This window comes from Lentzea sp. HUAS TT2 (assembly GCF_051853195.1).
Classification (GTDB): Bacteria; Actinomycetota; Actinomycetes; order Mycobacteriales; family Pseudonocardiaceae; genus Lentzea.
In genome coordinates, this window is sequence record NZ_CP196667.1 from 9,823,539 (window position 1) to 9,836,499 (window position 12,961).

At 70.4% G+C, this 12,961-nt stretch carries 11 protein-coding genes; 4 read left to right on the forward strand and 7 right to left on the reverse strand.

Going from position 1 to position 12,961, the window contains the following annotated elements; translation table 11 throughout:
- The first annotated feature begins 75 nt into the window (after positions 1-75).
- Positions 76-1,080, forward strand: a complete 1,005-nt coding sequence (locus ACSHWB_RS46515) for a GDSL-type esterase/lipase family protein (RefSeq protein WP_439659748.1) — start codon at positions 76-78, stop codon at positions 1,078-1,080.
- On the opposite strand, the gene ACSHWB_RS46520 is transcribed toward ACSHWB_RS46515, so the two are convergent.
- The 4 genes from ACSHWB_RS46520 to ACSHWB_RS46535 all read right to left on the reverse strand — a co-directional run bounded on the left by ACSHWB_RS46520 (position 1,077) and on the right by ACSHWB_RS46535 (position 5,474).
- On the reverse strand, positions 1,077-1,883 hold the full coding sequence (locus ACSHWB_RS46520; protein WP_439659749.1) for a carboxylesterase family protein: 807 nt from the start codon (positions 1,881-1,883) through the stop codon (positions 1,077-1,079). The two genes, ACSHWB_RS46515 and ACSHWB_RS46520, sit on opposite strands and share 4 nt — an antisense overlap.
- A 38-nt stretch (positions 1,884-1,921) precedes the next feature.
- On the reverse strand, positions 1,922-4,210 hold the full coding sequence (locus ACSHWB_RS46525; protein WP_439659750.1) for a hypothetical protein: 2,289 nt from the start codon (positions 4,208-4,210) through the stop codon (positions 1,922-1,924).
- Between the two features lie 221 nt (positions 4,211-4,431).
- A complete protein-coding gene (locus ACSHWB_RS46530; RefSeq protein WP_439659751.1) occupies positions 4,432-5,109 on the reverse strand; it encodes a hypothetical protein in 678 nt (225 codons plus the stop codon).
- The gene (locus ACSHWB_RS46535; protein ID WP_439659752.1) at positions 5,106-5,474 is read right to left on the reverse strand and encodes a YchJ family protein; all 369 of its coding nucleotides are present in this window, start codon (positions 5,472-5,474) and stop codon (positions 5,106-5,108) included. The genes ACSHWB_RS46530 and ACSHWB_RS46535 overlap by 4 nt, the downstream gene beginning before the upstream one ends.
- A 95-nt stretch (positions 5,475-5,569) precedes the next feature.
- On the opposite strand from ACSHWB_RS46535, the gene ACSHWB_RS46540 reads away from it, so the two are divergent.
- Positions 5,570-6,121: a DivIVA domain-containing protein gene (locus tag ACSHWB_RS46540; RefSeq protein ID WP_439659753.1), complete on the forward strand. Its 552-nt coding sequence runs from the start codon at positions 5,570-5,572 to the stop codon at positions 6,119-6,121.
- Between the two features lie 107 nt (positions 6,122-6,228).
- Complete coding sequence (locus ACSHWB_RS46545) at positions 6,229-6,978, forward strand: SDR family NAD(P)-dependent oxidoreductase (protein WP_439659754.1); 750 nt, start codon at positions 6,229-6,231, stop codon at positions 6,976-6,978.
- On the opposite strand, the gene ACSHWB_RS46550 is transcribed toward ACSHWB_RS46545, so the two are convergent.
- Both ACSHWB_RS46550 and ACSHWB_RS46555 read right to left on the reverse strand, forming a co-directional pair.
- Positions 6,975-9,359 (reverse strand): glycoside hydrolase family 32 protein, encoded by a 2,385-nt coding sequence (locus tag ACSHWB_RS46550; RefSeq protein ID WP_439659755.1) that lies wholly within the window; start codon positions 9,357-9,359, stop codon positions 6,975-6,977. The genes ACSHWB_RS46545 and ACSHWB_RS46550 overlap by 4 nt on opposite strands.
- Positions 9,360-9,458: 99 nt before the next feature.
- On the reverse strand, positions 9,459-9,917 hold the full coding sequence (locus ACSHWB_RS46555; RefSeq protein ID WP_439659756.1) for an Lrp/AsnC family transcriptional regulator: 459 nt from the start codon (positions 9,915-9,917) through the stop codon (positions 9,459-9,461).
- 131 nt (positions 9,918-10,048) lie between these two features.
- Between ACSHWB_RS46555 and ACSHWB_RS46560 the strand changes: the two genes are divergently transcribed.
- A complete protein-coding gene (locus ACSHWB_RS46560) occupies positions 10,049-12,376 on the forward strand; it encodes a transketolase-like TK C-terminal-containing protein (RefSeq protein WP_439659757.1) in 2,328 nt (775 codons plus the stop codon).
- 7 nt (positions 12,377-12,383) lie between these two features.
- On the opposite strand, the gene ACSHWB_RS46565 is transcribed toward ACSHWB_RS46560, so the two are convergent.
- On the reverse strand, positions 12,384-12,944 hold the full coding sequence (locus tag ACSHWB_RS46565) for a hypothetical protein (protein ID WP_439659758.1): 561 nt from the start codon (positions 12,942-12,944) through the stop codon (positions 12,384-12,386).
- Positions 12,945-12,961 lie beyond the last annotated feature (17 nt).

Sequence of the window (12,961 nt, forward strand, 5' to 3'; positions counted from 1 at the left end):
ACTTTCCTCACCCCCGCCTGAGGCGGCAACGCCATATCCCCCTCGCATTCGGCCACCCCCGTAAACTGGTGCGCGATGCGCAAAGTGCTCTTCTTCGCCGCGATCGGCCTGCTCACGGTCCTGCTGGTCGTGAGCGACCACGTGTTCCCGCCGCCCTCCGCCCCTGACCGCGAGACCAGGACCGCGGTCGTGGCCCTGGGCGACAGCACGATGTCCGGCGAGGGCGCGGGCAACTACGAACCCGGCACCGACGGCGAGGACGGCGGCAACTGGTGCCACCGCTCGCGCGACGCCGAGATCGTGAAGACCGAGATCCAGGCCGACCAGAAGATCAACCTGGCGTGCTCCGGCGCGAACTCGGACAAGCTGCGCAACGAGCAGCTGCCCCGGCTGCGCGAGATCGCCGGGGCGAACCAGGTCGTCGCGATCGTCGTGGCCATCGGCGCGAACGACGACCCGCGCTTCTCCGAGATCCTCAACAAGTGCTTCGAGGCGTGGGGCAAGCGCAGCGACTGCACGTCGTCGGTGGCGCCGGAGTGGACCAAGCGCGTGCGGCGGATGGTCCCCAAGGTCGAGAACACGCTGAACGCCATCCGCCAGACGATGCGCGACTCCGGCTACCTCGACTCGTCCTACCAGCTGGTCGTGCAGTCGTACGCGGCGCCGGTGTCCCCGAAGATGCCTCAGTCGCTGCAGAACCTGTCCGGCTGCCCGCTGCGCACCGCCGACCTGAAGTGGGTCGTCGAGGAGGCGGTGCCGGAGCTGTCGAACGGCCTGCGCACCGCCGCGGCGAAGGTCGGCGCGCGGTTCCTCGACCTGGCGCGGGCCGGGGAGGGCCACGAGGCGTGCGTGGGCGGCGCCAAGCAGGACACGGAGTGGTTCACGCGGCTGACCGTCGACTTCGAGGGCTTGAAGGACCAGAAGCGCGCACCGCACGCGTTGCAGGAGTCGTTCCACCCCAACGCCCGCGGCCACGCGCAGATCGCCCGGTGCCTGAGCGAGTTCCTGACTTCCGAGAAGCGGGACGGGGCGTGTGTGCCCCGGCTGGACGGCTCGCTCGGCCTCAACACCGAGAGCTAGCTCCAGCGCTTGATCTCGTCGGCGGGCCAGCCGGGATCGCCCGTGCGGGCGAACTCCGCCCACGCTCGCGCGATGTCGCCGCGGAACATGTCCGGGACGTCCGCGCCGTGGTGTGCCGGTCGGCGGGCGTAGATCGACCGGAACGCGCGGCCGTGCTCGTCCGCGAGTCTCATCGTCGGGCGCTGGAACAGTTCGGCGTCCTCGTCGGCCGTGTGGCACACCAGCAGGTCGACGTCGTACGGGCCTTCCAGCGGGCTGCGCGGCAGCGTGCCGCCGTCGACGATCGGCTGGTACAGCACGACTTCGGGGTCGGCGGCCCGCTGGACCTCGACCGCCTCCGCCGGCGTGAAGAACCGCCCGGCGAGGCTGTGCGTGATCGCCCGGTGGAACAGGCCTTTCGCGGCCGGCATGACCATCAGGCTCGCGACCGTCTGCGCGCCGGACGACTGCCCGGCGACCGTCACGTTCGCCGGGTCCCCGCCGTAGCGGGTGATGTTGCGCTGGATCCAGCGCAGTGCCGAGACGACGTCGAGCAGGCCGCGGTTGTGCGGAAAGCCTTCCAGGGCACCGTATCCGTCGGCCGCGAGCCGGTAGTCGCAGCTCACGAACACGATCCCGTTCGACGCGTGGACGTCGCCCGCGTACTCCGGCTGGGACGCGGAGCCGACGGTGTTCGCACCGCCGTGGACCCAGAGGATCACCGGCGCCGGACCGTCCGTTGTGGACCAGACGTTGAGCGTGTGCTTGTCGCCGAACGCGCCGGTCGGCTCGCCGTCGCAGTCCACCGGTGGGTGGAGGCGCAACGAGCCGACAGGCGGTTCCGCGTAACGGATTCCGAGGTTCAGGCCGTCACCTGGTGCGAGACCGGCAGCACGCGCAGGTTCGCGGCCGCCCGTTCCAGCTGCGAGAGCACGCTCGGGCGCATCCCCGCGATCTCCAGGTCCGCCGACGGTCCCGCCATCTCCTGCAGCAGCACCTGCTGCGGGTGGTCGCCCTCGGCCTCGGCGACCGCCAGCACCCGGAACGGCGTGCCGGGAGCGAAGACCACGCGTTCCTCGGTGGACACGGCGACCCGGTCGGTCACCTCGACGATCCGGCCGGTGACCGACCAGATCAGGTACTCGGTGACACCGTCGATGCGCTGGGACGGGTTCGCGACGGCGTTGAGCAGACCGTGCTCCACCACGACCTCGCCGTGGCGGTAGCGCCGCGGACCCGTGGGACCGCTCACGCCCCACACCGCCGCGATGCCGTTGTGCACGGGCAGGCGGTTCAGGCCAGAGACGATGCACGCGACGTACGGGCGCAAGCGGCCCAGGCGTCCCATGCGAAGCGTCTCGACGACCATCTCCTCGTCCTGCGACACGCACGCCAGCAACGCCGTGAGGTCGGTGACCATGGCCTCGAACGCGGCCGGGTCCTCCTCCGCGTCCGGACGCTGGGAGAGCAGGCGGACGACCGTCGCCGCATGCGCGCCATAGCGTTCGCCGAGCGCACGGCGGACCGTGTCGCGTTCGGCGTCCGAGCTGCTGTGGTCCGCGGAGACCGTCTCGCGCTCGCCGTTGTTCTCCGGCGGGACCTCCCACATGGCCAGCGGCTGCAACGGCAGCGGGCCGTCCACGCGGAACCTGATCGGGGTGGAGTCGGGGTCGTCCGACGGGAACGCGGCCTCGTCCGGGTCGTCCAGCGCGTGCGACGTCACGGTCGTCATCGCCGGACCTGCGGTCATGCTCGCGTACGCCGGCCGGTCCGATTCGGGCTCGGCGGGCGTGACGGGGGTGAAGAAACCGGTGCCGTTGTCCGACGAGTCACGCGTCGACAGCGCGTGTGCCGCCACCGTCGCGGGAGGCAGGGTCGGAGGAGGCGGCGGGGGCGCCATCACCTTGGAGTCGCAGAACACCAGCCGCAGGAGCTTGCGCACCTCAGGCTCAAGGCGTTCCACGAGAGCAGCGCCGTGCACCGCGACCGCACCAGGCGTAGTGCGCCCGGGCGTGCCCACGGTCAGACGTGCCCACTCCGGGTCGAGAGGCTGTGTGCGCACCTCGGCCGCGTTGTACGGCTCGTCCTGCTCGCGCACCCACAGACCGGAGGGCACGACTTCGAGCACGACGCCGTCGCCGAGCGAGAACACCCCGGGAGCGACCTCGTTCAGGCCCTGCACCGGCGTCCGGTAGCCCGACACGACGGGCACGGACTCGTTCGGCACGCACAGCACCTCGGTGACGAACGGGCGCCACGTCTGCTGTCCGCGCGGGTCGACCGCGATCACGGCGGGCCCGCGTTGATCGCGCTGGTTGCCCACCGGCAGGCCGGTGAACATCGCGATCGGCTCGCCGATCTGGTCGGCGACAAGGCTTCCGATGCTCGCGTCGATGCCGTACGGCACGAGCCGCACGCGCGACCGGGCCGCCTGGGGCAGCGCCGTGAGCAGGCGGCACACCTCGTCGATCGGGATCGCCGACTGGCCGGGGCCGCCGACGACGACCGTCAGCACGTTGTCGCGGCACGGCAGCGCCACGATCGGCCGGGAGTCCTGGGCGGCCGGTTCGAACGGCGGCTGCTGCGCGCGCAGCCACAGTCCGCTCGGAATCGGCTCGGAGATGCCGATCTCGCCCGTCGGCCACGGCGAGTTCGGGTCCATCGCCTCCCACTGCGGCACCGGGAAGCGGCGGCCGAACGGCATCGGGGACGCGTTCGGCTGGAACTTCACCCAGCTGCCGTAGCCCTGCGTGCCGACGACGAACGCGGCACCGGGCACCGTGGTCAGCACGCCGTCCGGCGCCACGACCTCGGCCTGCAGCTGCTCGGCGAGCCACTGCGCGGGAGCGGTCGGCCGCATCGTCCCGGCGTGCGACACCGCGAGCCGGACGGGCCCACGGCCGTGCAGCGCCGTGACGACGTGCGGCCAGAAAGTGCTTTGGTCCCCGCTCGGGAAGTCGACCACGACCACGGTCCGGCCGGTGTCGGCGGGAAGGGCGCGCGCGAGACCCGTGGCGCCCTGGCTCGGGCCCTCAGGTGCGGAGACAACGAGCGTCGACCCGACGAGGTTCGCCGCGAACGGCGTCCTCTGGGGTACTGGCTCCGGCGGCGGCGCTGCTGCCGGGGGCTGCTCGACGGGATACAGATCCATGTCCTGCTCGGTGCTCGTAATCGTCTGAACCCCGAAAACGCTCTGGGCAGAACTCTGGGTCTGTGGTTGCTGGTCGCCATGGGCGGCGGCACGTCGGCCCATCAAGCGCCTGATCACCTCCGTGCCATCCCGGTCACTCGCCCTTTCGGCTTAATCGGGCAACGAGCGTGCACGCTATCAAGACGCACCGCACACTTGTCACCCAGTCAGGTTATTTGGCTTCATCCGATAGAGACCCACACCGCCCGTGCTCGTCCGCACACTCCGTGAGGTCCGATGATGGCGGACGCGGAGTAGGCCTTGCGTCCGTCGCGGCCAAGCTCCCACGCCAGGAGCACGTGGTCCACACCCAGTTCGACCGGCTGCTCCAAGCGGGCGACGAAGGTGCCGAGCACGAACGCCGGTCCGCCGTCCGGTGCGACGGGCTGCGCGGACGGACAGTCGAGGGCGGCCCAGACGATCTCCGGCAGCACCGCGGTCCCGTCGTTCGGCAGCACGGCGCTGGGCGTCCAGACCCCGGCCCACTCGCTGCGGCCGTCGAGCGGTCCGAGCAGCGCCGCGATGCCGTCTTCCCGGTTCGGGCCGCATCCGAAGCACGTCGGGAACGGGTGCCGGTCGCGCCACGGCACCTTCGCGGAGGCCTTCAGCGCCTCGTCCAGCGTCGGCGCCTGCGGAACCTCCAGGTCGAGAACGGCGGCCTCGGCCGAGGCGATCACCAGCTCGCCGTCGAGCAGCTCACCGTCCCTGACCTGCATCTCCCGGTCGAGCGGCACCGGCTTGCGCAACCGGACGCTGACCGTGTCCGCGTCGACGTGGGCGGCGAGCAGCCCGGCCGAGTACCCGCCGTTGCCCATGCCGGGAGGCCCGTTGAACCTGCTCGCGACCGTCACGGTGCTCATTCGAGGCCCTCCGCGTACACCCACTGGCCGTTCTCCCTGATGAACCTGCTCCGCTCGTGCACGACGCCCCCGACGTAGTGCGCCCGGAACTCCACGACGCCCTCGGCCTGCAGCAGGCCGCCGTTCTCCGTCGCCAGAATTTCGAGTTTCAACCAGCGGTCCGTCGAGTCGATCCCGGCACTGCTGGGACGGTGTTTCGCGGCCCACGTGCGCAGCAGGTAGTCCTCATCGGACACCGCGAAAGCGCTGTAACGCGAACGCATCAGCTGCTCGGCGGTGGCCGCTTTGCGGGCCCCGGAGTGCAGCGCACCGCAACAGTCCACATAGGACTGACCGGTACCGCAGGGGCACAGTTTGGTGGTCACGCCGACATTGTGCCTGGTAAACCCATTAGAACCGATGCCGCACCCCGTACGTACCCCTTGTCAAGACTGACTCGCGGGAGGCAGAGGAGACGGCAGTGAGTGTCGACAGCAGGACTGAGCTCGTACCGCTGCGCACGTGGTTCGGGCTGCGATGGCGCGGGTACGACCGCGACGAGGTGGACGACTACGTCGCGGAGCTGGAAGCCGAACTCCGGCTGGTCACAGCCGACCGCGACGCGTCGGAGGCCCGCGCGGACGCCCTGGCCAGCAGACTGGTCACGGTCCAGGAGGAGAACGCCGCCCTGCAGGACGGCCTGCACCGCATCTGCCTCACCCCGATCGACCCCAAAGGCCTGCCGGAACGGCTCGCCCGCATGGTCGCCCTGGCCGAGGAAGAACGCCGAGACGTCGTGAGGGATGCCCAGCTCAAGGCGTTGATGATCGTGGGCGAGGCCGAGCAGAGAGCCCGCCGGCTCGACGAGGAGGCTGCCCAGAAGCGGGACGGGATCCGCGAGGACTTCCGGCTCGCGATGTCGGCCCGCCGTGCCGAGGCGATGCGTGCGCTGGCCGAACTGCGCAACGTGGCCAGGGACGAGGCGGAGCGGATCGTGGCGGAGGCGAAGATCCAGAACCTGCACATCGAGTAGCCGGGAGGATCAGGCAAGAAGGCGGGAGCTTCTGCCTCCCGCCTGCACGGCCCCGCTGGTCTTATTGGTTCATACAGAAACCAACAGACCAGACAGGCGGTAGGAACATGTCAGTGGCCATCGTGACCGGCGGCAGCTCGGGCATCGGCTGGAGCACGGCCGTGGAACTCGCCAGGCGGGGCAACGCCGTAATCCTCACCTACAGCTCCAACGACACGGGCGCCAAGCAGGCGGTGGCGGCCATCGAACAGAACGGCGGCAAGGCCACCGCACTGCACCTCGACGTCGGCCGCAGCGACACCTTCGAGGCGTTCCGCGCCCAGGTCACCGAGGTGCTCCGGGGCTGGGACCGCGACACGGTCGACGTCCTCGTCAACAACGCGGGCTTCGCCGAGACCGCCCTGTTCGCCGACACCACCGAGGACCTGTTCGACAGGTTCTACCGGGTCCTGCTCAAGGGTCCGTTCTTCCTCACCCAGACCCTGCTGCCGCTCCTCGCGGACGGCTGCGCGGTGGTCAACACGACGAGCAGCTCCACCGAGCAGGCCGAGCCCGGCTACTCCGGCTACGCGACCATGAAGGGCGCGCTGGTCGTGCTGACGCGCTACCTGGCCAAGGAGCTCAGCCCGCGCCGCATCCGCGTCAACTCCGTCTCCCCCGGAGCTACCCGCACCAGGCTGGGCGGCGACGCGTTCGAGAAGTTCCCGGAGTTCATCCCCGCGCTGGCCGCGAAGACCGCGCTCGGCCGCGTCGGCGAGCCGGACGACGTGGCGGTGGCGATCGCGTCGCTCGCCGGTGAGGACGGCCGGTGGATCACCGCGCAGAACATCGAGGTGTCCGGCGGTTTCGGGCTCTAGCCGACGGTCAGCCGGCGCACGGCGGCGGTGGCGGCGTAGACGTTGAGCCCGAGCCTCCCCTCGGCGTAGGTCGTGTCGGTGGCGTCGATGATCGGGGACGTGCCGCGGTCGAGCCAGACCTGGAGGCGTGCGCCGGTCGCCTGGACCTTCAGGTGGTACGTCCTGCCCGGCACGATCGAGGTTGCATAGGTCGCGATGTCACGGCCTGGGCGCCACAGCTTCACCACACCGCCCGCGTCGATGTTCGCCGTGTAGCCCGCGCCTTCCGGGGTCGCGCGGAACGTCAAGCCTGCCGCCGTCCCGTTGACGATCGACAGGTCGCCTTCGTAGACGAGGTCGGTCACGACGCGGTCGCTGAGGTAGAAGGCGTCGGCGGAGGCGTTGGCGCGCAACGTGTCCGGGGTCGTGGTCCAGGTGCCGCCGACCGCGGTCCACGGGCCGGACGGGAACGTGGCGAAGGCAGCCCCGGTGTTGAGGTTCTGCACGGTGGCCGCGCCTCGGTAGACGTTCGCGCCGAACCTGCCGGAGGAGTACGCGGTGTCGGTGGCGTCGATGATCGGGGACGTGCCGTGGTTGAGCCAGACCTGGATGCGCGGCCCGGTCGTCTGCACCCTCAGGTGGTAGGTCCGTCCCTGGGCGATCGGAGTCGAGTAGGTGGCGATGTCACGGCCTGGGCGCCACAGTTTCACCACGCCGCTCGCGTCGATGTTCGCCGTGTAGCCCGCGCCTTCCGGGGTGGCGCGGAAGGTGAGGCCGGCGGCCTGCGCGGTGTCCAGGCGCAGGTCGCCCTGGTAGGTCGCGTCGCCGCCGGTGGACGCGCTCAGGTAGAACGAGTCACCGGTCGTCTGCGCCTGCTTGCCGCCGGCGACGTCGGTCCACGACCCCGCGGTGGCGTGCCAGGGTCCGGCGAGGTTGCTCTCCAAAGTGGACTGTGCCGTGCCCCAGCTCGTGCCGAGGCGGGTGAACTTCGCGTCCTTGAGCCGCACCGTGCCGCCGTTCGCGAACAGCCGGATGCCCTGGCTGACGGCGGCGGAGTCGAAGTTCACGTTGTCCGCCAACGAGAAGAGCCCGTCGCCGCCGAAGATCTCCAGCTGGCCGCGGTCGACCAGGATCCGCACGCTGACCTCGTCGTTCACGGGCTGGAAAGGCTTGCCGTACAACGTCTTCGCGGCGCGGTCGTAGGTGACGGTGCGATCGGCCGTGCCGTCGGAACGGCTGTGCAGCGCGAAACCGAACTCCCTGGCCGTCGCGCCGCGCAGATCGAACCGCGCGGTGATCTCGTAGGTGTCGGCCAGCACGCCCGCGAACGGGTTGTTCGTGGCGGTCACGGTGGTGTTGCGCCAGGTGCGGGTGTCGGCGCGCAGCGAGTCCAGCTCGGCGACCGGCGTCCTGGTGATCTTCGGGCCGTCCGGCGACGCGACCAGGCCGAGCGCCACGGGGAACGACGCGTTGCCGGTCCAGGTGCTGCCGCGGTTGCCGCCCTGCCAGGCCATCTGCACCACGCGGCCGTCCGGGGTGTTGTCGAACGTCTCGGCGGCGTAGAAGGTGCCGCCGGGGAAGGTGGTGCCGTGGTTCATCTTCTTGGGCTGCAGCCGGTCGGTGCGGAAGGTCGTGCCGTCGAACGTGCCGACGACGTACTCGCTCGTCGCCGACGTCAGCACCCACTGCGGCTTTCCGTCGACGGGCAGCACGAACAGGTCGGGGCACTCGAACAGCCAGTCGGCGGCGTAGCGGCTGGCGAACGTCCACTTGAGGAGGTTCGGCGAGGTGTAGATGTCGACGCCGTTGCCGCCGCGGTTCGACCAGACGACCATGACCCACTGGCGCCGGTCGGCGTCCCACACGACGTTGGGGTCGCGGCTCTCGTCCGGGATCTCGATCTGCTTGCGTCCCTGGTCGTACGCCTGGAAGCTGCGACCGTTGTCGTTGCTGTAGAAGACGCTGACGCCATTGGTGTTCGAGAAGACGACGATCGGGTCGAGCGCACCGGTCTTGAGGCCGGAGGTGTTGGCCTTGTCTACGACACCGCCGCCGGAGAACAGCGTGCCGGGGTGCACGCCCGGTTCCAGTGCGATCGGTTTCTGGGTCCAGTGCACGAGATCCGGGCTCGTGGCGTGGCCCCAGTGCATCGTGTCCCACTCGAGGCCGTGCGGGTTGTGCTGGTAGAAGAAGTGGTAGAGGCCGTTGGCGAACACCAGTCCGTTGGGATCGTTCATCCACCCCGACTGCGAGCTGAAGTGGAACTGGCCGCGGAACGGTTCGGAGTAGGTCGTCGGCGCGTACGGGAACTCCGGGTAGTCCGGCGCCGTCCCCGCCGAGGCGGGCCCCGCCGGCACCAGCAGGGCGAGAGCGGTGACCAGCACGACCAGCAGCGGACGCATCACGAGACCTCCCGGGACAACGTTGTCAGCCGTTGGCCACCGTGGCCCAGGGACCGTCCACACCGCCACCGCCGTCCGGGTGAGAGCGTTCCCATCCAGTCATCGTGAACCGGGGCCGCGCCGCTTGCGCCCGAGCACCATCAGCGTCTTGGTGCCGATCACCCGGCCGCCCTCGCGCATCCGGTCGATGACGTCGCGCACCTGGGCGACGTTGGTGAGGCGCACCCTCGCCAGCGCGTCGGGGTCGCCCGCGACGGTGACGATCTCCTGCACCTCCGGGATGCGCATCATGGCGTCGGTGACCTCCTCGACGCTGATGTCGCCGGCGAACCGGAGCTCCACGAACGCCTCGAGGCCCGCGCCGAGCTTGCTGTGGTCGACGAGCGCGGTGTAGCCGGTGATCACGCCGAGCCGCTCCAGGCGTTCGACGCGCCGTTTGACCGGCGCGGGCGACAGGCTGACGCGTTCGGCGATGTCCACCAGGGAGCGGCGGCCGTCCTCGATCAGCAACGTGAGGATCTCGCGGTCGAGGTCGTCGAGCGTCCCGGTGTCAGCCACGACGGAAACTCTAGTCGTTTGCGCAGTTTTCCGCTGTTAGGAGTGTCTTTGACGACGGAAAACTGCAGGAAAGTCTCGAAAGCACGCGTGATACTTGCGCCCTCGAAGCGCCGTTGGTTCCACTGCGTCCCATGACGACGCTGCGCGATGACCCCACGACGACCGGCCTCGACGTGCTCCGGGCCGTGGAGCAGCGGGTGCTGTGGCTGTCGACGGCGATCGTGGACCACGCCAACCGCGTCCGGCCCAACACCACCGGCCTCAAGGTGGGCGGCCACCAGGCCTCCAGCGCGTCGATCACCGCCATCATGACCGCGCTGTGGTTCGAGCACCTGCGCCCGCAGGACCGCGTGTCCGTCAAACCGCACGCCTCCCCCGTGCTGCACGCCATCGAGTTCCTGCTCGGGCAGCTCGACGAGGAGCACCTGACGACACTGCGCTCGTTCGGCGGCCTGCAGAGCTACCCTTCGCGCACCAAGGACCCGGTGCCGGCCGACTACTCCACCGGTTCGGTCGGGATCGGGGCGACGGCGCCGATCTGGGGAGCCCTCTCCCGCCGGTACGTCGGCGCCCACTTCGGCGAGCAGCCGCTGGGACGCCAGTACTCGCTGGTGGGGGACGCCGAGCTGGACGAGGGCGCGTGCTGGGAGGCGATCGGAGACCCGATGGTCGCGGGCCTGGGCGAGATCGTGTGGATCGTCGACTTCAACCGCCAGTCGCTCGACCGCGTCGTGCCGGTGCTCGGCGCCGACCGGCTGCGCGCCCTCTTCACCGCGGCGGGCTGGCAGGTCATCACCGTCAAGTACGGCGCCACCCTGGAAGAGCTCTTCACCCGCCCCGGCGGAGACGCCCTGCGCGACCGCATCGACGCGATGACGAACGCCGAGTACCAGCGCCTGCTGCGCCACACCCCGGACAAACTGCGTTCACTGCTCCCCGGGACGGGCCCAGAGGCCTCGCGAATCTCCTTGCTGCTCAACGATCTCGACGACGCCCACCTCGCCCGAGCCCTGCGCGACCTGGGCGGACACGACCACGCCGCCCTGCGCGCCGCGTTCGAGGAGATCGACGACACCCGTCCCACGGTGATCATCGCCTACACCGTGAAGGGCCACGGCCTGCCCACCGCCGGCCACCCGCAGAACCACTCCGCACTGCTGACCGGAACCCAGTTCGAAGAGCTCGCCGCACACTGCGGAACGTCCGCTTCCCAGCCCTGGCAACGTTTCGCGCCGGGCAGCCCCGAACAACTGGTGTGCGACCGCGCCGCCCTCAGGCTGCGCCGCGACCCCGTGCCCGCCGCACACCCTCCTGCCGTGCCAACGGATCTGGGCCGTACGCCGTCCGGCACCGCCACCACGCAGTCCGCACTCGGCCGCACCCTGCTGGACCTCAACCGCGTCGCACCCGAGGCCGGCGCCCGCGTCGTCACCGTCTCACCGGACGTCAGCTCCAGCACCAACCTGGGCGGCTGGGTCAACAAGGTCGGCATCTGGTCGACCGACGAGGGCGTCGACTGGTTCGCCGACGACGCCGAGACGATCCTGCACTGGCGCGAACGCCCCACCGGCCGCCACGTGGAGCTCGGCATCGCGGAGACCAACCTCGTCGGCCTGCTGGGCGAACTGGGCGCCACCTGGAGCCGTTGGGGCGAACCACTCCTGCCCATCGGCGTGCTCTACGACCCGTTCGTCACGCGCGCACTGGAACCGTGGTCGTTCGGCCTCTACGCGGGCGGCCAGTCGATCCTCGTCGGCACCCCGTCCGGCGTCACCCTGGCCCCCGAGGGCGGCGCGCACCAGTCGATCACCACCCCGTCCATCGGCATCGAACAGCCTGGCTGCACCACCTGGGAACCCGCGTTCGCCCTGGACACCGAATGGTGCCTGCTGGCCGCCCTGGGCCAACTCGGCCGCCCGGACGGCTCGTCGGCCTACCTGCGGCTGTCCACCCGCCCGATCGACCAGACCCTGGCCGCCGTGCCCACCGACCAGGCAGCCCGCGAACGACGCCGCCGCCAGGTGGTCGCAGGCGGCTATCCCCTCCGGCGCGTCACCGGAACGCCGGACGTCACCCTCGTCGCCATGGGAGCCCTGGTGCCCGAGGCCCTCCAAGCCGCCGCACGACTGGGCGCGCTGGGCCTCGCCGCCGACGTCCTCTGCCTGACGAGCCCAGACCTGCTGTTCCGCGCCGTCCAAGCCCGCTGTGGCCGCGGCGACGCGCCAACGTGGATCCTCGACAGCCTTTTCCCCGCCGACCGCCTGTCACCGCTCGTCACCGTCCTGGACGGCCACCCGCACACCCTCGCGTTCCTAACCGGCCTCACCCGGCACGGCGCGGTGCACCTCGGTGTCAGCGGCTTCGGGCAGTCCGGTGACCTAGACAGCGTCTACCGCCACCACGGCATCGACACGGACAGCATCGTCGGCGCGGCACTGGACGTCACCGGGAGGGCGTGACCCCGGCTCACCCCAGGTCGCGCAACGAGAACTTGCGCACCTGGGGCGAACGCGTGTCGGAGAAGCGCAGCCACTCCTTCTCCTCGATCGGCCGAAACCCGCCGACAGCACTGGCTTCCTCGACCGGCCCGAGCACCCGGCTGTGCAGGCTGCCCGTGACGAACCCGATCAGGAACTCGACGGCCCCGCAGTCGAACTCCTCCACCACCGGCACGTCGTCGTGGCCCCAGATCCCGCCACTCGAGACCGCAACCGTCCACTGTTCCGGATCCTGCGACCGGCGCACCCAGAACAGCCCTTCACGATCCCCGCGCGCCCACGGAACCATGCCCTCCGGCACGTCCTCCGGGTGCTCGCGCCGCCAGTCCTCCGTCTCCTGCGTCTCGACCTCGAACTGGTGCAGGTGGTCCGGAACCCCGTCCACCCGATACGGCGGCTGCACCATCACGCCGTTCAGCACACCCGGCGCGTCGAACGTGCCGGGCGGGAAGACCGCGTGGAGATCACGGAAGTCGGACGGCAGCGTGAAACCCAGCTTCGCGTGGACCACGTCCCACGGAGTCTCCACATAGGATCTTCCGGTCC

Excerpts from the sequence above, each read along its gene's own strand:
- ACSHWB_RS46525 (WP_439659750.1), bottom strand. The coding sequence starts at position 4,210 with ATGGATCTGTATCCCGTCGAGCAGCCCCCGGCAGCAGCGCCGCCGCCG.
- ACSHWB_RS46545 (WP_439659754.1), top strand. The coding sequence starts at position 6,229 with ATGTCAGTGGCCATCGTGACCGGCGGCAGCTCGGGCATCGGCTGGAGC.
- ACSHWB_RS46530 (WP_439659751.1), bottom strand. The coding sequence starts at position 5,109 with ATGAGCACCGTGACGGTCGCGAGCAGGTTCAACGGGCCTCCCGGCATG.
- ACSHWB_RS46560 (WP_439659757.1), top strand. The coding sequence starts at position 10,049 with ATGACGACGCTGCGCGATGACCCCACGACGACCGGCCTCGACGTGCTC.
- ACSHWB_RS46550 (WP_439659755.1), bottom strand. The coding sequence starts at position 9,359 with ATGCGTCCGCTGCTGGTCGTGCTGGTCACCGCTCTCGCCCTGCTGGTG.
- ACSHWB_RS46515 (WP_439659748.1), top strand. The coding sequence starts at position 76 with ATGCGCAAAGTGCTCTTCTTCGCCGCGATCGGCCTGCTCACGGTCCTG.